This is a genomic window from Rathayibacter sp. PhB186 (assembly GCF_003751825.1).
In the GTDB taxonomy this organism is placed as follows: domain Bacteria; phylum Actinomycetota; class Actinomycetes; order Actinomycetales; family Microbacteriaceae; genus Rathayibacter; species Rathayibacter festucae.
The window spans coordinates 245,390-268,885 of sequence record NZ_RJKO01000003.1 but is presented as its reverse complement, the minus strand read 5'-3'; the positions used below and the strand labels follow the sequence as shown (position 1 = coordinate 268,885).

Sequence of the window (23,496 nt, the reverse complement as noted above, 5' to 3'; positions counted from 1 at the left end):
TCTCGCGGCAGGCGCGTCAGAGGGTGGGCGTCCAGATGCGCATCGTGGAGGGGCCGCGGTTCGCCCAGCGGTAGTAGGGGTGGAACTCGGCGGTGAAGCGCTCGCCGAGCTCCGCCGGCACGGAGTAGGGCCACGCGGACGCCGGGGCGTCGCGGCGCACGAGCGCCACCCGGGCGCCGTCGCCGACAGCGACCGGCGAGACCTCGGCGTCCACCGCCACGTGCTCGGTGTCGAGACCCTCCGGCAGCTCGAGCGACTCCAGCGCCAGCACGAACGGCCCGCGCTCCACCGCGACCTGGCCGCGCACCGCGTCGATCCGCGGGTGCGGCGTCACGAAGCGCGCCGGCATCGGCAGCGACAGCCGCACGACGTCGCCGGCCGCGAACGCCCGCCGCACCGTCACCGTCGACAGCCCCGCGTCCACCGCCTGCCCGTCGAGCAGCGCCGTCCCGCGCGCGAACGGCGGGATCCGCAGCGTCAGCGCGAACTCCGCGTCCGCGAGGATCCGTACCGCGATCTCGCCGTCCTCCGGATACGCGGTCTCCACCTCGAGCGACACCTCGCCCGTCGTCACCCGGTACGCCCCGTACTGGTGCAACTGCACCCCGTCGTCCGTCGCCGTCGCAAAGCTCAGCTCGACGCTCGCGAGGGTCCGCGCCGTGTTCGTCGGACAGCAGGACACCCAGAACCACGGCGCCCGCAGGCTCGACTGCGCCCGGTCGGTCTCGACGCTCTCGTCCGGCGCCACCCCGTCGACCCGCTGCTGCAGCGTGTTCGTGTAGAAGAAGGCGCGCCCGTCCTCGCGCGTCGCGGGCAGCACCGCGTTCAGCAGCGTCCGCTCCATCAGATCCGCGTAGGCCGCGTCGTCCGAGCGCAGCAGCAGGCGCCACGACAGCATGTTCGACGCGATCGCCGCGCAGGTCTCGGCGTAGGCGCGGTCCGGCGGCAGCTCGAAGTCGGCGCCGAACGCCTCGTCCTGGTGGTGCGAGCCCATCCCGCCGGTCAGGTAGGTCCGGCGCGCGACCGTCGCCTCCCACTGCCGCTGCACCGCGGCCTCGAGCTCCGCGTCGCCCGTCTCCACGGCGACGTCGAGCGCCCCCGCGGAGAGGTACAGCGCCCGCACCGCGTGCCCGCGCAGCACCTCGGCCGAGCGCACCGGCAGGTCGTCCTGGAAGTACTCGGGCCCGAAGGCGATCGGACCGAGCGTCCCCGTCCCGCGCCGCTCGACGAACAGCCGCGCCTGCTCCAGGTACCGCCCGTCGCCGGTCGCCCGCGCCAGCTCGGCGAGCGCCGGCTCGATCTCGGGATGCCCGCAGACCGCGGCACGTCCCTCCGCCCCGAACACCTCGATCACGTGGTCGGCGAGGCGTCGCGCCACGGCCGGCAGCAGGTCGTCGTGCCCGGTGCGCAGCCGCGCCACGGCGGCCTGGATCAGGTGGCCGAAGCAGTACAGCTCGTGCCCCCACTCCAGGTCGGAGTAGCGCGCCCGCTGCCCCGGCCGGCCGAAGCTCGTGTGCAGGTAGCCGTCCTCGTCCTGGGCCCCCGCGACCCGCAGCACCAGCGCCTCGTACTGCGCGGCGAGCTCCGGATCATCGGAGCGGCCCAGCTCCCAGGCCATCGCCTCGAGCAGCTTGTAGACCTCCGAGTCGACGAACTCGATGCCCGCATGGAGGTCGCCGCCTGCCGCCGAGGAGATCGTGCCGTTCGCCGCGCGGTCGAAGTTGCCGGCCCAGCCGACCCGCTCGATCCAGCTCAGGCAGTGGCCGATCACGGCGTCCGCGCCGAGCCGCTGGTAGTGCTGCCAGAAGCCGCCGGTCAGCCGGATCTCGTCCTGGCGCAGCGGCCGGAGCGCGCCCGCGGTCGGGGCGACGGGGCCGCCGAGGGCGACGGTGGTGGTCAGGGTCACGAGGATCTCCTAGGAGGAAGAGGGTCAGTCCTTGACGGCACCGGCGGTGACACCCGCCGAGACGTACCGCTGAGCGACGACGAGGAGCAGGGCGGCCGGGAGCGAGGCGACCACGGCGGTCGCCATGATCGAGTTCCACTCCTGGTTGTTGTTGCCGATGTACTTGTAGATGCCGAGCGTGATCGGCTGGAGCTTCCCGCCGCTGTCGAGGGTCGACGCGAAGATGAAGTCCGACCAGGCCCAGAGGAACGCGAAGAGCGACACCGTGACGACGGAGTTGCGGCTGATCGGCATGATCACCGAGGTGAAGGTGCGCCAGGCGCTCGCGCCGTCCATCCGCGCGGCCTGAGTCAGCTCGTCGGGGATGCCGGACATGAACGCGGTGAAGATCAGCACGCCGAACGGCACCGCGATGGTCGAGTCGGCCACGATCAGCCCGGGGATCGAGTTCAAGAGACCCAGGTTGAGGTAGATGGCGTAGAAGCCCATCGCCATGATGATCGCCGGGATCATCTGCGCGATCAGCAGGACGAACGAGAGCCCCTGCCCGCCGCGCGGCCGCAGCTTCGCGAGCGAGTACGCGGCCGGAGCGGCGATCGCCACGGTCAGCAGCACCGTGCCGAGCCCGACGACCAGGCTGGTGCCGAGGTACGGCAGCTGCTCGCTCAGCACGGCCTGGTAGCCCGAGAAGGTGGGCGCGAACGGGAACCAGTCCGGCGGATCCTTCCGCATCGACCCGGTCTGCGTGAGCGAGACGTTGATCATCCAGTAGACCGGGAACAGCATGACCGCGGTGAGCAGCACGCCCACGAGGGTCAGCCACCAGGGGCGCCGGGCGCTCATGCGTCGGCCTGCTTCCGCTGGACGCGGATGTAGATCAGGCCGAAGACCAGCGCGAGGATGATCAGCAGGTTGCCGACCGCCGCCGCCGGGCCGAAGTCGGGCAGCATCGACCCGAAGCCGAGCTGGTAGGTCCAGGTCGCCAGGGTCGTCGACGAGTCGGCCGGCCCGCCCTTCGTCATGATCCAGATGATGTCGAACACCTTCAGCGTGTAGACGAGGCCGAGCAGGATCGTGATCGCCGACACCGGGCGCAGCAGCGGCAGCGTGATCCGCCAGAACTGCTGGGCGCCGGTCGCGCCGTCGAGCGAGGCCGCCTCGTAGAGGTCCTGCGAGATGTTCTGCAGCCCGGAGTAGAGGATCACCAGGTTGAACGGGATGCCGATCCAGATGTTGGCGATCAGCACCGCGATCAGCGAGGTCGACGGCGAGGTCAGCCAGTTGATCTGCCCGATCCCGAACGACTCGAGGAACGCGTTGACGATGCCGGAGTCGCTGTTCAGCATCCACGACCAGGTCGACGCCGAGACGATCAGCGGCAGCAGCCACGGCACCAGGAACAGCGCCCGGAGCGTGCTCGCGAGCGGGAAGCGCCGGTAGAAGAAGACCGCGAGCGCCAGCCCCAGCGTGAACTGGAAGATGAGCGAGACGCCCGTGAAGACCGCGGTGTGCAGCAGCGCGGGGCCGAAGGTCGGGTCGCGGAAGACCTGCACGTAGTTGTCGAACCAGACGAACGGGGCGTTGCCCTGGACGAAGGAGCGGACCGTGTAGTCCTTCAGGCTCAGCTCGAGGTTGCGGTAGAGCGGGAAGGCGTAGAACACGAGCAGGTAGACGACGAGCGGGGCGAGGAACGCCCACGCCGCGAGCTGCCCGCCCGGCCGCCGCCGCCTGGGCGCCGGGGCCGCGACGGCCGCGACCCCGGGCTCGGCCTCGCGGCGCAGCAGCCGCCCCGTCTCAGTGGCCGTCGTCATCGTTCCTCCCACATGCTGGTCGAGTAGCCCCGCATCGCGCCCCGCATGCTGGTCGAGTGGCCCCGCAGGGGCGTATCGAGACCCACCACCGCAAGAACCTCGGTTCTGCAGACCACCCTTCTGATGCGGGCGGATCTCGATACGCCCGCTGCGCGGCCTACTCGATCAGCAAGAGCCGCCCCAGCCCGGCGGTCGTCCCCCGCATGCTGGTCGAGTAGCCGCTGCAAGCGGCGTATCGAGACCCGCCCCGCCGGCCGCGTCATGCCGACCACACCGCTCATCACTGCGTCGCGGACTCGGCCGCCGACTGCGCCGCCTTCAGCGCGTCGGACGGCGACTGCGAGCCGCTCAGCGCGGTCTGCACCGCGGACCAGAGCTGCTCGGAGATCTTCGGGTACTTCGTCCCGAGGTCGTCCGAGGTGCGGCCCTTCGCGGCCTGGACGGCCTCGACCCACGGCGCGAGGTCGGCGTTCCCGGCGACCTGCGCCTCCTGCGCCGCGGCCGTCGGGGCGATGTACGACAGCGTGTCGTCGGTCGTCACCAGGTTGTCCGTCGAGGTGAGGCACTCGGCGATCGCGGTCGACGTCTCGTAGCGCGCCTCGTCCTTCTGCACGGGCAGGGTGAGGAACTCGCCGCCGGTCGGCGCGGGGGCCGAGCCGCCGTCCTTCGCGGGGATGGTGAGGATGCCGTAGTCGATGCCGGAGGCCTTGGCGTTCGCGAGCTGCCAGGTGCCGTTCTCGCCGAAGGCGTACTCGCCGGTCTCGAACTCCTGCCAGCTGGTGGTCTGGGTGTTGCCGATCACGGAGTTGGGCGCGTAGCCCTTCTCCAGCCAGTCGGTCCAGAGCGAGACCGCGTCCACGGCGGCGTCCGAGTCGAGCTCGGTCAGCTCGGCACCGGAGCCCCAGAACCAGGGCAGGAACTGGAAGGTGCCCTCCTCGGTGCCGATGCCCGAGAACGTGATGCCCTTGCCGCCCGAGGCGGTGACCTTCTCGAGCGCGGCGGTGAGGCTGGCCCAGTCGGTGATCGAGGAGACGTCGACGCCGGCCGTGGCCAGCACGGTCTTGTTGTAGTACAGCGCCAGCGTGTTCGCGCCGATCGGGACGCCGAAGGTGTCGCCGCCGACCTCGCCCGCGGCCAGGATGTTGGCGTCGATGTCGCCGGTCTCGAGGCCGTTCTCGGCGGTGGTGGTCAGGATGCCCGACTCGGCGAGCGTGGAGACGACCGGGTTGTCGACGAGCAGGATGTCCGGCGAGCTGCCCTGCTGCCCGGCGAGGAGCGCCTTGTTGGTCAGGTCGGTGGTGTCGTAGCCGGTGCGCTCGACGGTGACGCCGGCCTCGGCGCCGCAGGAGTCGATGAGCTTCGCCCAGTCGGACGACTCGTCGAACTGGGGGTACGGGTCCCAGAAGGTGTAGGTGCCGCCGGCGGCGGAGGAGTCGCCTCCCGAGCCTCCCGCGCAGCCGGTCAGTGCTGCGGCTGCGGTCCCGAGCAGGACGGCGGCGGCGAGGCCCCGAGTGTGCTTCCTCTTCATCGCGGATGTTCCCTTCGTCGTTGACGGGTGGTGCTGGCCGGTCTCGGCGAGCGCCGGACCGAAACTACTTTCTGCGGGTTCAAAGTAGACACGGCGGGAAGGTCGAGTCAAGAGTTGTCGCATTTTCGGTGTTTTCGGTTCGAGGGATCCTGTGCGAGGATCGTCCAGGGCGCACCGGCGTCCCGCGGAAGGAGGACGTCATCGCGCCGCGCAAGCCCACGGGCACCATCACGCTGACCGACGTCGCCCGCGAGGCCGGCGTCTCGATCGCCACCGCGTCGAAGGCGCTGAACGGCCGCGACCAGGTCCGTGCCGAGACCCGCCAGAAGGTGCTCGACGCCGCCGCCGCCCTCTCCTTCACGCCGAACCCGTTCGCGCAGGCCCTCAACTCGCGCCGCACCGGCACGATCGGGATGCTCACCAACGACCTCGACAACCGCTTCGTGCTGCCCGTGCTGCTCGGCGCCGAGGACGCGTTCGGCGCCGGCTCCACCTCGGTGTTCCTCTGCGACGCCCGCGGCGACTCGATCCGCGAGCAGCACCACATCAAGAACCTGCTGGCCAAGCGCGTCGACGGGATCGTCGTGCTCGGCCGGACGACCAACCCGCGCCCGTCGATCACCCCGACGATCCCCGTCCCGGTCGTCTACGCCTACGCGCCCTCCGAGGACGAGCGCGACTCCTCGTTCACGCCCGACAACACGCTCGCCGGCGTGCTCGCGGCCCGCCACCTGATCGAGCGCGGTCGCACGCGCATCGCGCTGATCAACGGCGAGCCCAGCTACACCGCCGCGCACGACCGCGCCCGCGGCGTCGAGCGCGCGCTGACGGAGGCGGGCCTCCCGCTGGTCGGCGGCGACGTGCTCTACGGCCAGTGGTCGGAGAGCTGGGGCCGGCAGTGCGCCGAGTCGCTGCTCGCCGCGCACCCCGATCTCGACGCGATCATCTGCGCGAGCGATCAGATCGCCCGCGGCGCCCTCGACCACCTGCGCGAGAGCGGCCACCCGGTGCCGCGCGACGTCGCCGTCGTCGGCTTCGACAACTGGGACCTCCTCGTCGAGGCCGCCCGCCCCCCGCTCACCAGCATCGACATGCAGCTCGAGGCCCTCGGCCGCGCCGCCGCCGAGGAGCTCTCCCACGCCATCCACGGCCGCGCGACGCCCGGCGTCCGCTCGATGCCCGTGCGCCTCGTCCCCCGCGAGTCCTCCGGCTGACGCCGGGTCTCGATACGCCGCGTCCCGCGGCTGCTCGACCAGCACGCATCCGGTCGGGCAGGCCTCTTCCTGCAGGTCGAGCAGCCCCGTCCTTGCTGGTCGAGCGGGCTTGTTCATGCTGGTCGAGCGGGTCTGTTCATGCTGGTCGAGTAGCCCCGCAGGGTCGTATCGAGACCCGCCCCCCCGACCGATCAGAACGTGTCGCGCCTGGCTGCCGGGCGCAGCTGACCCGCATGGCATCATGCGCTGGTGAGCGCCCCCGACCTGAACGCGGATGTCCTGGCTCCGTTCCGAGACTCCGGCGTCGATCGGCATGTCACCCTGCTGCTCGGTGCCGGTGCGTCGACGTCATCGGGGCTGCCCGGGTGGGACGAGCTCGCCGTTCGGCTCCTCCTGAAGAGCGGGGCCGTCTCCTCGGAGTCCGCCGCGCAGGAGCTCGTGCAGCGGCAGGACCCACTCCTCGTCGCCGAAGCCGCGAAGAGCACTCTGGACCGGTGGGACCAGCGCGTCAGGGCCGCGCTCTACCAAGGGCTGCAGGATCTGTCGCCCTCGTCGCTGCATCTCGCGGCTGCCGGCCACGCCCTCGACGGGAGAACCGACGAGACCACGGTGGCGACGTTGAACTTCGACGTCCTCCTCGAGGACGCCATCGACATCGAAGGAACCGCGGAGGGTCGCGTCGACGACGACGAGTCCTCGACCGCGTACGTCGTGCACCACCTGCACGGAATCGCCTCCCCTTCGCGGAGCGAGGGCGTCGTCCTGACCCTGTCCGACTACAACGAGCTGCTCGGCGACCAGGACTGCTGGCAGCAGCGCTTGCTCAAGAAGGCAGCGCAGGACGGCGCCATCGTCATCGCCGGAACGTCCTACCGAGATCCGGACGTCCGGCGCTGGCTCCACGTCGCTCTTGCCGACTCGCCTGACGGCAACGCGGCGCTGGTGCTTCTCGCGCGCCAGGCCTTCGGCGTCTCGAGAGAGCGATTCGACGAGATCAAGAGCGCCCTCGCCGGGCAGTGGAGAGCTGCCGGACTGCAGCCGATCCTTCTCGAGGACTTCACCGATGCCGCGCAGATCATCCGCGAGCTCCGTCATCTGCATCGACCTCGGTACCGCTCGCCGCAGCAGCGGGCGACCGCGCTCTGGGATCTCCACGTCGACGGCTTCGACGTCCGCCAGCCGGAGTACTCCGACGCACTGGACGACGACGCGCGGACGCTGCGCGACGCCTTCGACGTCGAGCAGCTCGGCGTCAGCCTGTGGCTCGCGGACGGAGCGGGCAGCGTCGGACGGTACGCCTCCCAGGACCGGACCTATCGAGCAACGTCCGACATCCGCCTCGTGCCGAGCGGACACGACAGCGCCTGGGTCGCCGGCCGGACCCTCGGTGCGGAGAGCATCGTGTTCCAGAATCTCGACCCGGCCGGAACGAATCGCTGGGGCACGGTGCTCGCCCTTCCGATCAGGGTGTCCTTCGCGGGTCTGCCGGACATCGCGACCGCGGTGCTGAGCGTCGGCCTTCCCGGCACCGCGGAGGCGTTCTCCACGTCGAAGGCGATGTGGTTCGACCAGGTGCTCGACATCGCGAACGCGTGGAGCGAACGGCTGAGCGACTCCCTCGTGTGAGCCGCCTCGCGCAACTACGATCAACGAAGGACAAGGAGACAGCGATGACGAACAGCAGCAGCAACTCGTTCCAGAGCCTCGGCAACGGCGGCTTCCGAGTCAGCGGCGCGCGGATCAGCCCGACCACTGGCCGGTACGTCACCCGCAGCAGTGCTTCCGTCGGGAAGTCGGCTGCGTCTCCCGCCCAGCCGAAGACGCAGCCGACTCCGAAGTAGCAGGGTCGGCCGTCCGCGGACGCGCGGGCACAGCCCGGCACGAACGCGACCGTCCAGCGGTCGCCGACGAAGGCACGGAGCCCGTCAGCGCTGCGACACCGGCGAGATCACGAGCTCGTCGATGCGGACGTGGGCCGGCGAGTCGAGGACGAACTCGACCGCGCGGGCCACGTCGTCCGGCGCGAGCATCCGGGCGCGGGCCTCATCATCCGGGACCTGCGGCCGGTGGCGGAGGAAGTCCGTCGCGACGTCGCCGGGGCAGAGGTGGCAGGCGCGGATCCCGGAGGCGGCCTCCTGCGCGTTCAGCGTGCGGGCGATCTCGGCCAGCGCCTTCTTGCTCGCGCTGTAGCCGACCCCCGCGATAGGGGCGAACGCCCAGGCCGAGTACGAGGAGACCAGCACGACCGCGCCGGCGTGCGCCCTCAGCTCGGGCAGCGCCGCGTCGATGACGCCCACCGGCCCCAGCAGGTTGGTGCGCACGATCTCCTCGAGCTCGCTCAGCCGCTGGTCCCCCCAGGTCCGCCGCGGGGAGTTGAGCCCGGCCGACAGGACCAGCGCGTCGATCCGGCCGGTCGCTGCCAGCACCGCGTCCCGGGCGGCGGGCACCGCCTCCCCGTCGCTCACGTCGAGGGGGACGACGAGGGCGTCCCCGCCGGCACTGCCGATCCGCTCGGCGACGGCGTCGAGGCGCTCGCGTGACCTCCCGCTGAGCGCCACCGTCCAGCCCGACGCCGCCAGGCGCTCGGCCGACGCGGCCCCGATCCCGGAGCCGGCTCCCGTGATCCAGGCGACTCTGCGAGCGACTTCGGTGTCCATGGGGCAGCCCTTCGATGCTACGGTGACGATCGATTAATCATACTAATAGGAGGCTGCCGTGCTCATCGATCTCACCGGTCTGGTCGTCGTGGTCACCGGAGGCGGGCGCGGCATCGGCCGCGCGATCGTCGACCGCTTCCTGGCGGAGGGCGCGCGGGTCGCCGCCCTCGACCTGGCCTTCCCCTCCCCCTCGGGCGACGCGCAGCAGATCGTCTGCGACGTCACGGACCCGGCGTCGGTGCGGGCGGCGATCGACGCGGTGGTCGAGCGGTTCGGCCACGTCGACGTCCTGGTGAACAACGCCGGCATCAACGTCGAGGGCACCGTCGAGACCCTCGATCCGTCGCGCTGGGACGCCGCGTTCGACGTGAACGTCCGCGGCACCTTCCTCGTCTCGCAGGCCGTCATCCCCGTGATGAAGGAGCGCGGCCGCGGCCGCATCATCAACGCCGCCTCGTTCGCCGCGATCGTCCCGAGCATCGGCGCCGCCGCCTACGGAGCCTCGAAGGCGGCCGTCGTGCAGTTCACCCGGGTCCTCGCCGGCGAGCTCGGGCCGTGGGGCATCACCGTCAACGCCTACGCGCCGGGCATGATCCCCACCGCGATGAACGGCTTCGCGGACATGCCGGAGGCGGCGAAGGCGCGGCTCCTCGACACGCTGAGCCTGCGCCGCTGGGGAACGCCCGACGACATCGCCGACCTGCTCTGCTTCCTCTCCAGCGACGCCGCGAGCTACATCACCGGCACGCTCGTCGACGTCAGCGGCGGCAAGCTCGCCACGCAGATCCCCAGCCGCGCGTACGAGGGCCTCGCAGCCGCGGAGTGATCGACGCCGGCGCCCGAGGGCACCACTGACCGCTTCGGCTCAGGCCGTCCCTCGGCTGCTCGCCGTCGCCCGGATCTCCTCGGCGGTGTCGCGGACGAGCGTGCGCGCCGCGCTCTCCGCGAGATCGGCGTCCCCGGCGGCGATCGCCTCCGCGAGCCGCCGATGCTGGTCGACCGCACGATCGGTCGCGGCGGTGAAGGTCGGAACGCCGCTGCCGTATCTGCTGTCGAGCGCGGCGGCGAGGGTGCCGAGCAGCTGGGCGAGCACCGCGTTGCCCGACCCCTCGACCAGGATCCGGTGGAAGCTCTGATCCGCGCTCGTGAACCGGGGCAGCGATCGCGCCTCGGCCGCGAGGGCCAGCTCCGCCGCCGCGGCCGACAGCTCCTGCTGCCGGGCGGTCCGGCCGCTCGCCGCGAAGAGCCGGGCCGCGGCCGGTTCGACCGCCTCGCGCAGCAGGAGGAGCTCCTGCAGCTGCGTCTCGCTCGCCGGCCCGGCCGCCCGCCACTGGATCACATCCGGATCGAGGAGGTTCCACGAGCTCTCCGGCTGGACCTGCGTCCCCGCGCGCGGGCGAGCGCGGATCATCCCGCGGGCCTCGAGAGCACGGAAGGCCTCGCGCACCACCGTGCGCGACACGTCGTACCGGCGGCCGATCTCCTCGGGCACGATCTGCGAGTCCGCCGCCCGGACCCCCGACGCGATCTCCCGCCCGAGCCCCTCGGCGACCCGGCGCTGCAGGCGTCTGCCGGAGCCGGAGGCCTCAAGGGCGGAGTCGACGGGCATGATGCGGCTCACGATACCCGCCCGCTCCGCGCACCCCTGCTGGTCGACCAGCCACGGAACGCGCGCTCCATCCCCGCCGACCGGCCGCAGGCCGCGCGCTTCATGCCGGTCGATCAGCCGCAGGCCGCGCGCCTCATGCTGGTCGAGTAGCCGCGGAACGCGGCGTATCGAGACCCACCCTCCAGGCCGCGGTGGATCTCGATACGCCCGCTGCACGGGCTACTCGATCAGCATGGAGGGGCCCGCCCCACGGGCTGCTCGGCGCCTCTACGAGCAGGCGATCATCGGCAGCGTGATGCGGATGTCGTCGTTCGCGTCGGTCCTCACTCCTTTTCGTCCGGGAACGATGAAGTGCCACATGAGCTGGACCGATCCCGTGGTGTTCGCCGTCCACCGGGTGGAGTAGTCGACGAACGAGAAGTCCTTGGTCAGCTGCACGTCGCCGTACTGACTCGTGTCGGTGCTGTAGTTCGGCGAGATGGGCACGTCGTCGATCTCGAGCCGGGCGTACTGCGGACCGCGAGTCCTGTCGTCGCCGGTCTGTGCGTACGAGCCACCGGCCCGGTAGAGGAAGGTGTAGGTGGTCCCCGCGACGACCGGCAGCCTGGCTCCCCACCAGACCTCCAGGTTGAACCCCTCGGCGGAGCCCGAATCGTCCGCCTGCTGGTAGAAGAAGACGGCGCCGTTCTTCTCCTCGATGCCGGACGCCCCGTGATAGCCGTAGCCGTTGTCGTAGCGCCGCCACTGAGCAGGATCGGTGACCGACGGGCAGGGCGCAGGAGACGCCGATGCGGCCGGAGCCGCCGTCGCCAGGGCGATGACGGGCACCGTCCAGATCCCTCCGGCGACGAGCGCCCGCCGGTGCACCGCGCCCTCACCGCTGGGCGTCTGTGGGAGGGAGTCGTCGTTCGTCATATGTGCATCTCCCGTGGTGTCGAGGTACGACCGCCGCCGCAGTCGGCATCGGCGTACCTGCACACCACGGTGGTGCCCCCACTTCGCGCAGCGAAATTCCGGGCGCTTGAAGCACAACGATGACGCGTTCACGTCACTGCTGACGGAATCGATGCCTCCCGACGTGTCGAGCAGTCCAGCCGCGGATGCGCACGCCCATGCTGGTCGAGCAGCCCCGCAGTGCCCCCTTCCGTGCTGGTCGAGTAGCCGCCTCCGGCGGCCTCTCGAGACCCGCCCGCCGCTACTCCGGCATCGAGAAGTCCGCGAAGTCGAAGCCCGGCGACACCAGGCAGCTCACCACCGCGTCCTCCGCCGACGGCAGCGTCCGCTGCCAGACGTCGGCCGGCACCAGCGCCTGCACCGGCAGCCCCTCGAACGCGGAGCCGAGTACGACCGTCTCGCCGTCCTCCGGCTCCTCGCCGAGCCCGCCGTACTGCAGCGCCACCCGGCCGGGCCCGTTCCAGATCCAGGTCTCCGCCGACGACACCCGGTGCCAGGCCGACGCCTCGCCCGCCGGCAGCAGGAAGACGATCAGCGTCGCCGCCGGCCGCTCCCGCACCGAGCCGTCCGCGCCGACGAGCGTCAGCCGCTCGGGCGACTCCCACGTCCGCCGGTACCAGCCGCCCTCGGGATGCGGCTCCAGCCCCAGCGACTCGGCGAGCGCCGGCCGCCGCACCCGCTCGAGCACCCGCCCGTCGACGCTCAGCCGGTCGACGAACCCGCTCAGCTCCGCGCCTGCCATCGGACCTCCCCGGAGATGATCGTGGCGAGGGCGGTCCCCTCGCCGGCTTCGACGACGGCGGCGAGCACGTCGTCGGAAGAAGAGCCCGACACGCCCAGGACCGCGAGGTCGGCGAGCGCCCCCGGCACCAGCGTGCCGAACGACTCCGCCGCCCCCATCGCCACCGCGCCGCCGAGCGTGGCGGCGGCCAGCAGCCGCGCGTGCAGATCCCGCCCCGCGTACCCCTGCGCCCGCGCGATCCGGCACAGCTCGGCCACGTCCCCGAGCAGGTCCAGCGACGGCGTCGACGACAGCGAGTCCGTCCCGACCGCGATCGCGTTCCCCTCGCGCAGGTAGTCCGCGACCGGCGCCTCGTCGAGCCCGATCACCGCGTTCGAGCGCGGACACAGCGCGACGGAGGTGCCGGTGCGCCGCAGCGTCGCGCGATCGTCCGCGTCCACGTAGATCCCGTGCGCGATGTGCACGTCGTCGCCGAGCGCCCCGATCGTCTCCGCGTACGCCACCGGCCGCAGCGCGCTGCCGCCGTTGCGCAGCAGGTGGAAGCCGTCGTAGCCCCAGCGGCGCCACTGCTCCGCCAGGTCGCCGCGGCCGTGCATCGTGTACTCCGCCTCCCAGGCCGACTCGGCCAGGTGCAGGTGCCGGCGCACGCCGAGCTCCTGCGAGAGCCCGGTCAGGTCGCTCAGCACCGGGGTGTCCAGCGAGTACGGCGCGTGCGGCGAGAGCCCGATCCGCGTCACGCCGGAGGTGCGCACCAGCTCGGCGGTGATCGCCCGCCCGCTGCCGCGCCAGTCGTCCTCGAGGAGGCTCATCAGCTCCCAGTAGGCGATCCCGTGCACCCGGCCGTCCTCGAGCACGCGCAGCGCGTCGAGGTCGGTGACGATGTCGGCGATCGCCGTCGTCCCGGTCGAGACCGCGATCTCGAGCCCGGCGGCCGCCGAGGCGCCCCAGTCGTGCGGCTGCTCGTAGACCTCCTGGAAGGCGCGCGACCAGTCCTCGAAGCCGGCGTACCGGCCCCGGCCGACCGCGGACATGCAGGTGTACTGCAGGTGCGAGTGCGCGTTGACGAGGCCCGGGACGATCGCGCCCGGCCACTCCCGCACTGCGGGCGACTCGTCGCGGAGCCCCTCCAGCACCTCGTCCCGCGCCCCGACCGCCACGATCCGCTCGCCGCGCACGGCGACCGCCCCGTCGCGCACCGGCTCGCCCGCCACGGGCAGCACCCACGGCGAGCTGTGCACGGTGAGCACCGAGGTCGAGCTCCCGGCGCTCTCGCGCCCGAGCGACACCGCGCCGCTCACGGGATCCACGCCGACGGCATCAGTCCCGAGAGACTCGCCGTGCTCGCCGCGACCGCCAGCAGCACCGCGCCGCCCGTCACCGCCCAGTCGACCGGCGTGTACCGGATCTCCCGCAGCCAGGTGCGCTTGCGCGTCCCGAAGCCGCGCAGATCGAGGGCGTCCACCGTGTCCTCCGCGTCCACGAACGAGGTGATGGTGACCGGCACCATCAGCGGCGCCACCTCGCGCAGGCGCCGGATCGGATTGCGGGTCTGCGTCCGCTCGTAGCCGCGCAGCCGCTGGGCCGCGGCCGTCTCCTGCAGGTTCGAGGCCGCGCTGGGCAGGAACTTGAAGGTCAGGTCGATCCCGTAGGCGAAGCGCGCCGGTACCCCGAGCCGCGCGAACGCGACCGCGAGGTCTCCCGGGCGGATGGCGAACGCGAGCGGGAACCCGACCGCGACCAGCGTGAGGAAGCGCAGCAGCAGGTTGACCGCGTACGACACCGCCCCCTCCGTGATCGCCAGCCCGACGACCGGCACCGTGAACAGCGTCGCGCCGGCCTCCGGCTCGCCGCTGCCGGTCGCGCCGACGATGAGCCCGTTGATCCCCGCGAAGACCAGCACGAACACGGCCACGACGGCCCAGTTCGAGCGGACCTCGCGGAACGGGATCCGCGCGCTGAGGTAGTACGCGAAGGCGACCACGGCAAGCGCCGCCATGCAGCGCAGATCGCGCACCTGGCTGGCCGTGACGACGAACATCACCGGCACCAGGATCAGCACGCGCGGATCCCGGCGGCCGAGGAAGGAGTCACCGCCGAGGTATCGAGGCGAGACCTCCATCCCGGGCGCCCGTCAGCGTCCGGCGAGGTTCTGCAGCGGCTTCCAGACCCGGTCGAGCACGGGCACCAGGATCACCGCGGTGATGCCGGTGGCGAGGATCGCCAGGAGGTAGGAGCCGAAGAACCAGTACTGGAAGGTCTGGCCGAGGAACAGGAAGTCGGTGGCGGTGAAGAGCAGTCCGACGACGACCGCGGCGACCGCGATGGCGGCGGCCCAGACGAGCTGGCGGCCGGTGGTGCGCGGCTCCTTCGCGTAGTAGCCGATCAGTCCGGCGAGCAGGCCGACGAGGCCGTTCGCGATGCTCCAGTTCCAGTAGGTGAGGAAGCCGTAGCCCATGATCTGGTCGACGATCGCGTTGCCGACGGCGCCGGTGAAGAAGCCGGCGACCGGTCCGAAGCGCAGGCCCACGAAGGGGATGATCGCGATCGCGGGGCGGATCGAGATCATCGTCCCGGGGATCACGAAGCTCAGGGCGCCGAGCGCGCCGTAGAGGGCGGCGCCGACGGCGCCGAAGACGATCGTGCGGGAGGAGACGGCCCAGGGGCCGGTCTTCGCGGCGGTGGAGGTGGTGGCGGTCACGGGTGTGTCCTTTCGAGGGAGGGAGAGGAGCTGCGGGGATCGGCGGTGCGTCCGGCGTCGGGGGTGCTGCCGGGGCCTTGCTGCGCACGGCGGAGGCGCCGGGCGAGGTCGAGCGGGCGCGGGAGGCGGCCGCTCGCGGGTCCGTGGCGCCGGGCGGCGCGCACGAAGTCGGTCTCGCGCAGCACCGCGCGGGAGTGGCCGGGGTCGACGCCCGGGCCGTGCCAGAGCGCCGCGTCGTGCACGACCTCGGCGGGGCTGGCGTCGGCGACGATCCCGCCGCCGTCGACGACCACCACGCGGTCGGCTCGGGCGAGCGCCATGTCGACGTCGTGGGTGATGAAGTACACGCTGTCGATCCCGTCGATCGCCCAGACCGCGTCGAGGAAGTGGCGGGAGGAGCGCTCGTCCTGCCCCGCCGTCGGCTCGTCGAGGATCAGCGTCCGCGGCCGCAGCGTGAGGGCGAGCGCGACCGCGAGCCGGCGCTGCTGCCCGAAGGAGAGCGTGCGCGGCGGCCGCTGCAGGATCCCCGGCACGTCGTCGAGCGACACGGCGCGCAGCGCGGCGTCGGCGATCGCGGGGATCTCCTCCGCCGGCACCCCGAGATTGCGCGGCCCGAAGGCCAGCTCCGCCTCGACCGTCTCGCTGAAGAGCGCCTGGCCCGGGTTCTGGAAGAGGTAGCCGCAGGTCGAGACGAGCTCGGCCGCGGTCAGCTCGTGCACCGGCCGGTCGTCGAGCAGGACGCGGCCGCGGGTCGGCGCGACCAGGCCGACCGCCGCGCGCATCAGCGTCGACTTGCCGGCGCCGTTCCGGCCGAGGATCGCCACCCGCTCGCCCGCGTGGAAGCGGCGGTCCACGGCGGCCACGATCGTCCGCGCGCCGTAGCCGAGCTCGGCGCCGTCGAAGTGCAGGCGGGCGGCACCGGCCGGGGCCGGACGCGCCTCCTCCTCGGGCGACTCCTCCCCCGCGGCGCCGGCGAGCAGCGCCTCGAACGGCAGCTTCACCGACTCCGGCGACGCGACCTCGAGGAAGCCGGCGACACCGCCCGAGTAGACGACCCGCCCCTCCTCCAGGTAGACGACGCGGTCCGGCTCGAGCGCGAGCACCTCGTCGACGCGGTGCTCGACGATCACGGCAGCCCCGCCGCCGTCGACGTAGGCGCGCACCGCCCGCAGCAGCACGTCCGCCGCGTCGGGATCGAGGTTGGCCAGCGGCTCGTCGATGACGATGACCCGTGGGTCGAGCACGAGGATCCCCGCGAAGGCGACGAGCTGCAGCTGCCCGCCGGAGAGCTCGTGCGGCGGCGTCGAGAGCAGCGCGGTCAGCCCGAGTCGCTCGGCGACCCGGTGCGCGCGCTCACGGATCTCGGCGGGAGGCGTCCCGCGGTTCTCCAGCCCGAAGGCGATCTCGGCGAGCACGCTGTGCCCGACCACCTGCTTGCCCGGATCCTGCAGCAGCGTGCCGACGACCTCCGAGATGTCGCGCAGGGCCAGCGGAGTCGCGTCCCGCCCCTCGACCTCGATCCGCCCGGTCACCTCGGCGCGGTAGGAGCGCGGCACCAGTCCGTTCAGCACCCGCAGCAGCGTGCTCTTGCCGCAGCCGGACGGACCCGCGACCAGCACGACCTCGCCGCTCGACACCGAGAAGCTCGCGTCGACCAGCGAGGGCTGCTCCGCATTGCGGTAGGTCACTCCGACGCCCTCGAGGCGCAGCAGCTCGGTCACGAGCGCGCTCCGTCCCGCTGCGGCGCGGCCCGGCGGCCGGTCGAGGTCCAGCTGCCGAGGAAGTCGCGCTGGGCGCTGCTCGGCGCGTCGATCCGCAGACCGAGCGCGTCGAGCTTGGCGCGGGCGACCCGGTCGTCGACCTCGGGCGGGAGCAGGTGCACAGCGGGAGCGAGGCTCCCCGCCTCCCGCGCGAGCAGGTCGACGGCGGCCACCTGGACGCCGAAGGACAGGTCCATGATCTCGATCGGGTTCCCCTCACCGGCGGTGCAGTTGATGCAGCCGCCGTCGTCGAGCACGACGATCGAGCGGCCGTTGGGCAGCGTGAAGCTCTCCAGCGCGTGGCCGATGCTCCGCCGGGTCGCGCCCGCGGCGAGCGCCGCGTCGATCGCGATCTCCTGCGCGACGCCGCCCGAGACGGCCACGGCCGCCCCCTCCGGCAGGGCGAGCAGGTGCTCCACGTCGATGGTGTGCGCGATGCCCGTCGCCGAGATCAGCAGGTCGGCGCTGCCGGCCGCCGACTCCAGCGCGTCGACGTCGTAGCCGGCGAAGACCGCCTCGAGCGCGCGGACCGGGTCGACCTCCGCGATCGTCACGCGGGCGCCGAGCGCGCGGGCGTGCTGGGCGACCCCGCGGCCGACCGGCCCGAAGCCGGCGACGACGACGTGCGCGCGGTCGAGCGGAGTCGCGAGCAGGTCGAGCATGGTCAGCAGCGTCGACTGCCCGGTGCCGTGCCGGTTGTCGAAGAGCGTCTTGCAGCGCGCGTCGTTGACCGCGAGCACCGGGATCCGCAGCGCGCCCTCGCGCTCCATCACCCGGAGCGGGCGCAGGCCGCTCGTGGTCTCCTCCGTCGCGCCGCGCAGGGTCTCGAAGACCGCGGGCCGGTCGGTGTGCGCGAGCCGGGTGACCGACGAGCCGTCGTCGACCAGGATGTCCGGGCGCCGGTCGAGCAGTCCGAGCGCGAACGCCCGGTCGTCGGCGGCGCTCGCGTCCGAGCGGGCGAAGACCGCGATCCCCGCGTGCTGCAGGGCGGCCGCGGTGTCGTCGTGGGTGTTGGAGGCGCCGCACATCACGCTGACGTCGGCGCCGGCCGCCGCCAGCTCGAGCGCGAGCGTCGCCGTCTTGGGCTCGAGCACGAGCACCAGCCCGATCCGCAGGCCCCGCACGGTGCCGCTCTCGCGGAGCTGTCCGGCGATCCCGCGGGTCACCGGCATGAAGCGCGCGGCCCAGTCGATCTTGTCCTGCCCCTGCCGCCAGAGCGAGGGGTCCCGGATCGGCGCGGTCATCGGAGCAGCTCCAGCGCGAGGGCACGGTCGGCGCGCTCGTGCAGGTCGGGCGACGGGTCCTGCTCACGGGCGGCCTCGACAGCGGCCGCGAAGCGCGCGGACAGCTGCTCCCGGGTGCGGCGGGCCGAGCCGTCGGCGACGTCGCGCGCCACGAGTAGGAAGAGCTCGCGCCCGGCGTCCGCGATCCGGTCGATCCCGGGGCGGCCGGAGGAGGGGTCGGTGACCGCGGTCACGGCCGGCCGCTCCTCCCCCGCGTCGACCAGGAGCAGCGGACCGCCGGTGCCGAGCAGCGCCGGGGCGACCGGCGCGCGGAGCTCGCCCGTCGCGAAGGCGATCGTCGCATCCCGCAGGTCCGCCGAGTCCGCCGTCTGCACCGTCAGCCCGAGCTGGGTGATCTCGACCAGCGCGATCGGGTCGTCGCCGACGACGATCACGCGAGCACCCGTCGCGGCGGTCCTGGTCGCCAGCTCGACGGCGAGCGGCCCGGTCCCGAGCACGGCGACCCGGGTGTGCGCGAACGAGAGGTTGGAGGCCGCGGCGACCGCGCGGAGCACGGCCTGCGCCCACGCGGTGCGGGTCAGCGCTCGGACGACCCGGGAGTCACCGGACGCGTCGGCCGCCGTCGCGGGCAGCGCGGCGCGGCGCAACGGGGTGAGGGTGGCGTGCATGACGCTCCAGGGGAGTCGGCGATTCTAAGCGGTTAGCGTGACCATAGTCGCGCCCTGTTTCCTCCACCCGCCCGTTTATTACGCCCATGTGAAACATTCCAGGCCGCCCCGCCCGCTCCTCGCCATCGAGCACCCGCGCTGCGGGCGCCCCCACCGATTGAGCACCCGCGCAGCGGGCGCCCCTCCCCTGCCGATCGCACCACCCGCCCAGCGGCCCCCTTCATGCTGATCGAGTAGCCCGCGCAGCGGGCGTATCGAGATCCGCCCCTCTGCAGACCCCCGGTCTCGATACGCGCTCCGCGCTACTCGACCACCAAGAACGCCCCACCCCTCATCCCGACCGAGCAGCCGCCCCCTCATCCCGACCGAGCAGCCCGCCCCTCATCCCGACCGAGCATCACGCGCACATCATGCTGATCGAGTAGCCCGCGCAGCGGGCGTATCGAGATCCCCCCACCCCCCTCCCATAAGCTGACCGGATGTCAGCCCGCCCCCGGCGCCCCACCCTCGCCGATGTGGCCCGCTCGGCCGGCACCTCCGCCACCGTCGTCAGCTACGTCGTCAACAACGGCCCGCGCCCCGTCTCCCCCGAGCTCCGCGCCCGCGTCGAGACCGCCATCACCGAGCTCGGCTTCCGCCGCAACACCCTCGCCGAGGCGCTCAGCGTCGGCCGCTCGAATCTGGTCGGCCTGCTCGTCCCCGACTCCTCCAACGCCTTCTTCGGCGAGCTGGCGCGCGAGATCGAGCACGAGGCCCGCCGCCGCTCGCTGCTGACCCTCCTCGGCAACACCGAGTACGACCCGGAGGTGGAGCGCGGCTACGAGCGCACCTTCGCCGACCTGCGCACCGCCGGCATCCTCCTGATCACCATCGATCCCGCCAGCACCGCCGACACCGCCCCGCGCGTCTTCCTGCACTCCGCGGCTCCCACCGACACCGAGCCGAGCGTCGTCTTCGACGACGAGCAGGGCGTGCGAGCCGCGGTCGAGCACCTGCTCTCCCACGGCCACGCGGACGTGCACTGCGTCACCGGCCCCGACGACTTCGGCCCCTCGGGCCTCCGCGCCCGCTTCTGGGCAGAGGCGAGGGGAGGCGCCGCAGGCCGCCTGCACCGCGTGCCGATGGACCGCGTCTCGGCCGAGGCCGCCCTCCGCACGATCCTGCGCACCGAGCGCCCGCGGGCTGTCTTCGCCACCACCGACGAGCACGCCCTCGCCCTCCTCCGCGCCGCCTCCCAGGAGGGGATCCGCGTCCCGGCCGAGCTCGCGATCGTCGGCTTCGACGGCATCCGCGAGGCACTGCTCGGCGGCGTCCGCGTCACCACCGTCGCCGTCCCCGTCCGCGAGATGGCCCGCATCGCCTTCGAGCTCCTCGACGAGACCCTCGCCGACGCCCCCGTCCGCCACGTCCGCCTGCCGACCACCCTCGTCCTCGGCGAGACCTGCGGCTGCACCCCCGCCCCCTGACACCGGATCCACTGGGAAGAGTCGCCCGCAGACCTGCTGGTCGAGCAGCTGCGCAGCGGCCCCTTCATGCTGGTCGAGTAGCCGCGCAGCGGCGTATCGAGACCCACCGTCCAATGAAGGCCAGGTCTGCAGACTCGTCCTTCTGGCGCTGCCGGCTCTCGATACGCCCGCTCCACGGGCTACTCGATCAGCATGGGGCGTGCCCGACAGTTCGGACCTGCAGACCATGCACCCGATCCGGACGCAGAACATCAGCCGGGAGTAACTCTCAGCGCCCCTCGGCGACGACGCACGTCCTCGGCTGACGTTCTGCCGCCGCCGACGCGCACAACATCAGCTGAGACAGGGGTCCCTCCGCTGACAGCGGAGGCCGGGTGCTCTCAGCTGATGTTGTGCGAGCAGCTCCCCTCCCTGCCGGTCGACCGACCGCGCAGCGCCCCTTTCATGCCGGTCGACCAGCCGCGCGGCGCCCCTTCATGCTGGTCGAGTAGCCGCGCAGCGGCGTATCGAGACCCACCCCGCGCCCTCAGCCGATCGCCGCCAGCCGCCCCACGACGCCCTCGCCCAGCCGCGCCACGTACGCCTCCGGGTCCGGCCCCTGCGGCGCGAGCTCGACCAGCGAGATCCCGAGCGCCGCGTACTCCTCCATCGCCCGCACGAACCCGTCCGGGTCGCCGACCGGGTCGCCGCCGCCGATGATCGTCTTCGTGATCGCGTCGTAGTCGCGCCCGAGGTCGTCGCAGTGGCGACGCAGCACGTCGAGCTTGTGGGCGATCCCCTCCGCGCCGATCGCGAACAGGTTGCAGGCGTCGCCGTACTCCGCGACCAGACGCAGCGTCTTCTTCTCTCCGCTGCCCCCGATCAGGATCGGCGGACCCGGCCGCTGGATCGGCTCCGGGTGGTTCAGCGTCTCCGCCAGCTGGAAGTGCTTCCCCGTGTACGGCCCGTCGTTCTCGCTCCACATCTGCTTGCAGATCTGCAGCGTCTCCTCGAGCCGCTCGAACCGCTCCTTCAGCGCCGGGTACGGCACGCCGAGCCCGAGGTGCTCCCGCTCGTACCAGGCCGCGCCGATCCCGAGCATCGCCCGCCCGCCCGACAGCACGTCGAGCGTCGTCACGATCTTCGCCAGCAGTCCCGGGTGCCGGTAGGTCACGCCCGTCACGAGCAGCCCCAGCCGCAGCCGCTCCGTCCGCCCTGCGACGAATCCGAGCGAGGTGTACCCCTCGAGCATCGGATCCTCGCTCGTCGCGAACTGCTCCATCTGGAAGTAGTGGTCCATCAGCGTGAACCATTCGCAGCCGACGTCCTCCGCCGTCCGCGCCGTGGCCCCGAGGATCGGCGCGATCCCGGCACTGCCCCCCGGCAGCGTGAAGTTCATGAAATGAACTCCCACCTTCATGCGAGCCCCTCCGTCCCGTCGCGAGGCGACCTTTGAACCGACTCGACGTGCGTTCCGACCTGCATGCGCGCGCTCCTGACTCCTCGGAGGCGGATGGTGCCCGGCGGGACTCCGCCGTCTCCACGCCCGCTCCCCTGCTGATGACTCGATCCGAGCCTCCCACGCGCCGCCGCCGGTCGGCCCCGCACTCCGCGGACTCCCATCCACGCAGTGGTCGGAACGCGCCACCCGGCGGTGACGGTCGCTCCAGCAGAGCACTGGGCCCCTACCGTGGTGAAACGTTCCACGAAGAGCCCGCTCCGCACCCGCAGAAGCAAGGCCCGGCCGCCGCCCACCCGTCCGTTCCACGTCGACCACAGGAGTTCGCACCATGTCCGCAGAGCGCGCGCGAGTCGCAGAGCTGCTTCCCGAGACCGTCCGTCGGCGGACCCGCGTCGGACTCGTCGCCGGCGGGCTGGGGGCCTACTGGCCCCAGTTCCCCGCCCTCCTGCCCCAGCTGCAGGAGTCGGCCCGCTACGTCTCCGACCGCCTGGCGGAGCTCGACGTCGAGGTGACCGACGCCGGCTTCATCAGCGACGCCCACGGCGCGGCCTCGGCGGCGGAGGCGCTGCGCCGGGCTGATCCCGATCTCCTCGTGGTCTTCCTCACCACCTACCTCACCGCGTCGATGGTCCTGCCGATCGCGCAGCGGTCCGGCGCTCCCGTCCTGATCATCGACCTCCAGCCCACGGCGGCGATGGACCACGAGAGCTTCGGCACCGGGGAGTGGCTCGCCTACTGCGGGCAGTGCTCCGTACCCGAGATGGGCAACGTGTTCCGCCGCGCCGGCATCCCGTTCCGCTCCGTCTCCGGCCACCTGCGCGACGAGAGCGCGTGGGAGCGCATCGGCCGCTGGATCGGCGCCGCTCACGTGCGCGCCGCGCTGCGCCACGGCAGGCACGGCCTCATGGGGCACCTCTATCCGGGGATGCTCGACGTCTCGACCGACCTCACCACGGTCTCGACGACCTTCGGCTCGCACGTCGAGGTCCTCGAGTTCGACGACCTGCGCGTCCGTGTCGAAGCGGTGACCGACACCGAGGTGGAGGAGCGCCTGCAGCTGGCACAGCGCGTCTTCACGGTCGACGACACCGTCGACGAGGAGGACTTCTCCTGGGCCGCGAAGGTCTCAGTGGGCCTCGACCGGCTGATCGAGGACTTCCGGCTCGACTCGCTCGCCTACTATCACCGCGGCCTGAACGGCGAGCAGCACGAGCGACTCGGCGCCGGCATGATCCTGGGCGCATCGCTGCTCACGGCCCGCGGTGTCCCGGTCGCGGGCGAGTACGAGCTCCGCGCGTCGCTCGCGATGCTGATCGCCCAGCGCCTCGGAGCCGGCGGCTCCTTCACCGAGATCCAGGGCCTGAACTTCCTCGACGGCGTGGTCGAGATGGGCCACGACGGACCCGCGCACCTCGCGATCTCGTCCGGCGAACCGCTGCTGCGCGGCCTCGGCGTCTTCCACGGCAAGCGCGGCTGGGGCGTCTCGGTCGAGCTCGACGTCCGCCCCGGCCCGGTGACCGTCTTCGGCCTCGGTCAGGAGCGCGACGGCTCGTACGTCTTCGTCGCCTCCGAGGGCACCGTGGTGCCCGGCCCCCTGCTGCGGATCGGCAACACCACGTCCCGCGTCGACTTCGGCGGCGATCCGGGGCTCTGGGTCGACGAGTGGAGCGCTTCGGGCGTCGACCACCACTGGGCGCTGTGCATCGGCCACCGCGCACGCGACCTCCAGGCCGCCGCCGACATCCTCGGCGTGGCCTTCCGCCGGGTCCGGCTCTGACCTCGGAGTCCATCCACACCG

21 protein-coding genes are annotated in these 23,496 nt (G+C 72.4%); 6 read left to right on the top strand and 15 right to left on the bottom strand.

Features of this window, described 5'->3' with window-relative positions; all coding sequences use genetic code 11:
* Positions 1-16 precede the first annotated feature (16 nt).
* From EDF45_RS11290 to EDF45_RS11275, 4 genes are all read right to left on the bottom strand, one after another.
* Positions 17-1,906: a glycoside hydrolase family 127 protein gene (locus EDF45_RS11290; protein ID WP_123736116.1), complete on the bottom strand. Its 1,890-nt coding sequence runs from the start codon at positions 1,904-1,906 to the stop codon at positions 17-19.
* Positions 1,907-1,930: 24 nt separating this feature from the next.
* Entirely contained in the window at positions 1,931-2,749 is an 819-nt protein-coding gene (locus tag EDF45_RS11285) for a carbohydrate ABC transporter permease (protein ID WP_123736117.1), read from the bottom strand.
* Positions 2,746-3,717 carry a carbohydrate ABC transporter permease gene (locus EDF45_RS11280; RefSeq protein WP_123736118.1) on the bottom strand — a complete coding sequence of 324 codons (972 nt, stop codon included), beginning with the start codon at positions 3,715-3,717 and terminating at the stop codon, positions 2,746-2,748. The genes EDF45_RS11285 and EDF45_RS11280 overlap by 4 nt, the downstream gene beginning before the upstream one ends.
* Before the next feature lie 280 nt (positions 3,718-3,997).
* Positions 3,998-5,245, bottom strand: a complete 1,248-nt coding sequence (locus tag EDF45_RS11275; RefSeq protein WP_123736119.1) for an extracellular solute-binding protein — start codon at positions 5,243-5,245, stop codon at positions 3,998-4,000.
* A gap of 128 nt (positions 5,246-5,373) precedes the next feature.
* Here EDF45_RS11275 and EDF45_RS11270 point away from each other — a divergent pair, with 128 nt between their 5' ends.
* The 3 genes from EDF45_RS11270 (at position 5,374) to EDF45_RS21245 (ending at position 8,300) form a co-directional block, all read left to right on the top strand.
* Positions 5,374-6,459, top strand: a complete 1,086-nt coding sequence (locus EDF45_RS11270) for a LacI family DNA-binding transcriptional regulator (RefSeq protein ID WP_308197779.1) — start codon at positions 5,374-5,376, stop codon at positions 6,457-6,459.
* Positions 6,460-6,708: 249 nt separating this feature from the next.
* Positions 6,709-8,085, top strand: a complete 1,377-nt coding sequence (locus EDF45_RS11265) for an SIR2 family protein (RefSeq protein WP_123736121.1) — start codon at positions 6,709-6,711, stop codon at positions 8,083-8,085.
* 44 nt (positions 8,086-8,129) lie between these two features.
* Positions 8,130-8,300: a hypothetical protein gene (locus EDF45_RS21245; RefSeq protein ID WP_159423922.1), complete on the top strand. Its 171-nt coding sequence runs from the start codon at positions 8,130-8,132 to the stop codon at positions 8,298-8,300.
* An 84-nt stretch (positions 8,301-8,384) separates the two neighbouring features.
* On the opposite strand, the gene EDF45_RS11260 is transcribed toward EDF45_RS21245, so the two are convergent.
* Entirely contained in the window at positions 8,385-9,116 is a 732-nt protein-coding gene (locus tag EDF45_RS11260; protein ID WP_123736122.1) for an SDR family oxidoreductase, read from the bottom strand.
* Between the two features lie 58 nt (positions 9,117-9,174).
* Between EDF45_RS11260 and EDF45_RS11255 the strand changes: the two genes are divergently transcribed.
* Positions 9,175-9,942, top strand: a complete 768-nt coding sequence (locus EDF45_RS11255; RefSeq protein WP_123736123.1) for an SDR family NAD(P)-dependent oxidoreductase — start codon at positions 9,175-9,177, stop codon at positions 9,940-9,942.
* A gap of 39 nt (positions 9,943-9,981) precedes the next feature.
* Here EDF45_RS11255 and EDF45_RS11250 read toward each other — a convergent pair whose 3' ends face one another.
* The 9 genes from EDF45_RS11250 to EDF45_RS11210 form a co-directional block, all read right to left on the bottom strand.
* Positions 9,982-10,737 carry a FadR/GntR family transcriptional regulator gene (locus EDF45_RS11250; RefSeq protein ID WP_123736124.1) on the bottom strand — a complete coding sequence of 252 codons (756 nt, stop codon included), beginning with the start codon at positions 10,735-10,737 and terminating at the stop codon, positions 9,982-9,984.
* A 255-nt stretch (positions 10,738-10,992) separates the two neighbouring features.
* Positions 10,993-11,640, bottom strand: coding sequence for a hypothetical protein (locus EDF45_RS11245; RefSeq protein WP_123736125.1), 648 nt, complete (start codon positions 11,638-11,640; stop codon positions 10,993-10,995).
* Positions 11,641-11,920: 280 nt separating this feature from the next.
* Positions 11,921-12,421 (bottom strand): cupin domain-containing protein, encoded by a 501-nt coding sequence (locus EDF45_RS11240; protein ID WP_123736126.1) that lies wholly within the window; start codon positions 12,419-12,421, stop codon positions 11,921-11,923.
* The gene (locus EDF45_RS11235) at positions 12,403-13,728 is read right to left on the bottom strand and encodes an amidohydrolase family protein (protein WP_311316339.1); all 1,326 of its coding nucleotides are present in this window, start codon (positions 13,726-13,728) and stop codon (positions 12,403-12,405) included. The genes EDF45_RS11240 and EDF45_RS11235 overlap by 19 nt, the downstream gene beginning before the upstream one ends.
* On the bottom strand, positions 13,716-14,540 hold the full coding sequence (locus tag EDF45_RS11230) for an energy-coupling factor transporter transmembrane protein EcfT (protein WP_123736127.1): 825 nt from the start codon (positions 14,538-14,540) through the stop codon (positions 13,716-13,718). Before EDF45_RS11230 ends, EDF45_RS11235 begins: the two co-directional genes overlap by 13 nt.
* A 12-nt stretch (positions 14,541-14,552) precedes the next feature.
* Entirely contained in the window at positions 14,553-15,119 is a 567-nt protein-coding gene (locus EDF45_RS11225) for an ECF transporter S component (protein ID WP_123447291.1), read from the bottom strand.
* Positions 15,116-16,840, bottom strand: coding sequence for an ABC transporter ATP-binding protein (locus tag EDF45_RS11220; protein WP_123736129.1), 1,725 nt, complete (start codon positions 16,838-16,840; stop codon positions 15,116-15,118). Before EDF45_RS11220 ends, EDF45_RS11225 begins: the two co-directional genes overlap by 4 nt.
* The gene (locus tag EDF45_RS11215) at positions 16,837-18,123 is read right to left on the bottom strand and encodes an adenosylhomocysteinase (protein WP_123736130.1); all 1,287 of its coding nucleotides are present in this window, start codon (positions 18,121-18,123) and stop codon (positions 16,837-16,839) included. The genes EDF45_RS11220 and EDF45_RS11215 overlap by 4 nt, the downstream gene beginning before the upstream one ends.
* Complete coding sequence (locus tag EDF45_RS11210; RefSeq protein WP_123736131.1) at positions 18,120-18,791, bottom strand: hypothetical protein; 672 nt, start codon at positions 18,789-18,791, stop codon at positions 18,120-18,122. The genes EDF45_RS11215 and EDF45_RS11210 overlap by 4 nt, the downstream gene beginning before the upstream one ends.
* Before the next feature lie 479 nt (positions 18,792-19,270).
* On the opposite strand from EDF45_RS11210, the gene EDF45_RS11205 reads away from it, so the two are divergent.
* Positions 19,271-20,257, top strand: coding sequence for a LacI family DNA-binding transcriptional regulator (locus tag EDF45_RS11205; protein ID WP_123736132.1), 987 nt, complete (start codon positions 19,271-19,273; stop codon positions 20,255-20,257).
* A gap of 526 nt (positions 20,258-20,783) precedes the next feature.
* On the opposite strand, the gene EDF45_RS11200 is transcribed toward EDF45_RS11205, so the two are convergent.
* On the bottom strand, positions 20,784-21,656 hold the full coding sequence (locus EDF45_RS11200) for an LLM class F420-dependent oxidoreductase (protein ID WP_123736133.1): 873 nt from the start codon (positions 21,654-21,656) through the stop codon (positions 20,784-20,786).
* A gap of 370 nt (positions 21,657-22,026) precedes the next feature.
* Between EDF45_RS11200 and EDF45_RS11195 the strand changes: the two genes are divergently transcribed.
* On the top strand, positions 22,027-23,475 hold the full coding sequence (locus tag EDF45_RS11195; RefSeq protein ID WP_123736134.1) for an L-fucose/L-arabinose isomerase family protein: 1,449 nt from the start codon (positions 22,027-22,029) through the stop codon (positions 23,473-23,475).
* Positions 23,476-23,496: the final 21 nt, after the last annotated feature.

Coding starts and splice junctions, on each gene's coding strand:
- EDF45_RS11210 (WP_123736131.1), bottom strand. CDS start 18,791: ATGCACGCCACCCTCACCCCGTTGCGCCGCGCCGCGCTGCCCGCGACG.
- EDF45_RS11215 (WP_123736130.1), bottom strand. CDS start 18,123: ATGACCGCGCCGATCCGGGACCCCTCGCTCTGGCGGCAGGGGCAGGAC.
- EDF45_RS11260 (WP_123736122.1), bottom strand. CDS start 9,116: ATGGACACCGAAGTCGCTCGCAGAGTCGCCTGGATCACGGGAGCCGGC.
- EDF45_RS21245 (WP_159423922.1), top strand. CDS start 8,130: ATGACGAACAGCAGCAGCAACTCGTTCCAGAGCCTCGGCAACGGCGGC.
- EDF45_RS11200 (WP_123736133.1), bottom strand. CDS start 21,656: ATGAAGGTGGGAGTTCATTTCATGAACTTCACGCTGCCGGGGGGCAGT.
- EDF45_RS11195 (WP_123736134.1), top strand. CDS start 22,027: ATGTCCGCAGAGCGCGCGCGAGTCGCAGAGCTGCTTCCCGAGACCGTC.
- EDF45_RS11280 (WP_123736118.1), bottom strand. CDS start 3,717: ATGACGACGGCCACTGAGACGGGGCGGCTGCTGCGCCGCGAGGCCGAG.
- EDF45_RS11285 (WP_123736117.1), bottom strand. CDS start 2,749: ATGAGCGCCCGGCGCCCCTGGTGGCTGACCCTCGTGGGCGTGCTGCTC.
- EDF45_RS11240 (WP_123736126.1), bottom strand. CDS start 12,421: ATGGCAGGCGCGGAGCTGAGCGGGTTCGTCGACCGGCTGAGCGTCGAC.
- EDF45_RS11230 (WP_123736127.1), bottom strand. CDS start 14,540: ATGGAGGTCTCGCCTCGATACCTCGGCGGTGACTCCTTCCTCGGCCGC.
- EDF45_RS11275 (WP_123736119.1), bottom strand. CDS start 5,245: ATGAAGAGGAAGCACACTCGGGGCCTCGCCGCCGCCGTCCTGCTCGGG.
- EDF45_RS11205 (WP_123736132.1), top strand. CDS start 19,271: ATGTCAGCCCGCCCCCGGCGCCCCACCCTCGCCGATGTGGCCCGCTCG.
- EDF45_RS11245 (WP_123736125.1), bottom strand. CDS start 11,640: ATGACGAACGACGACTCCCTCCCACAGACGCCCAGCGGTGAGGGCGCG.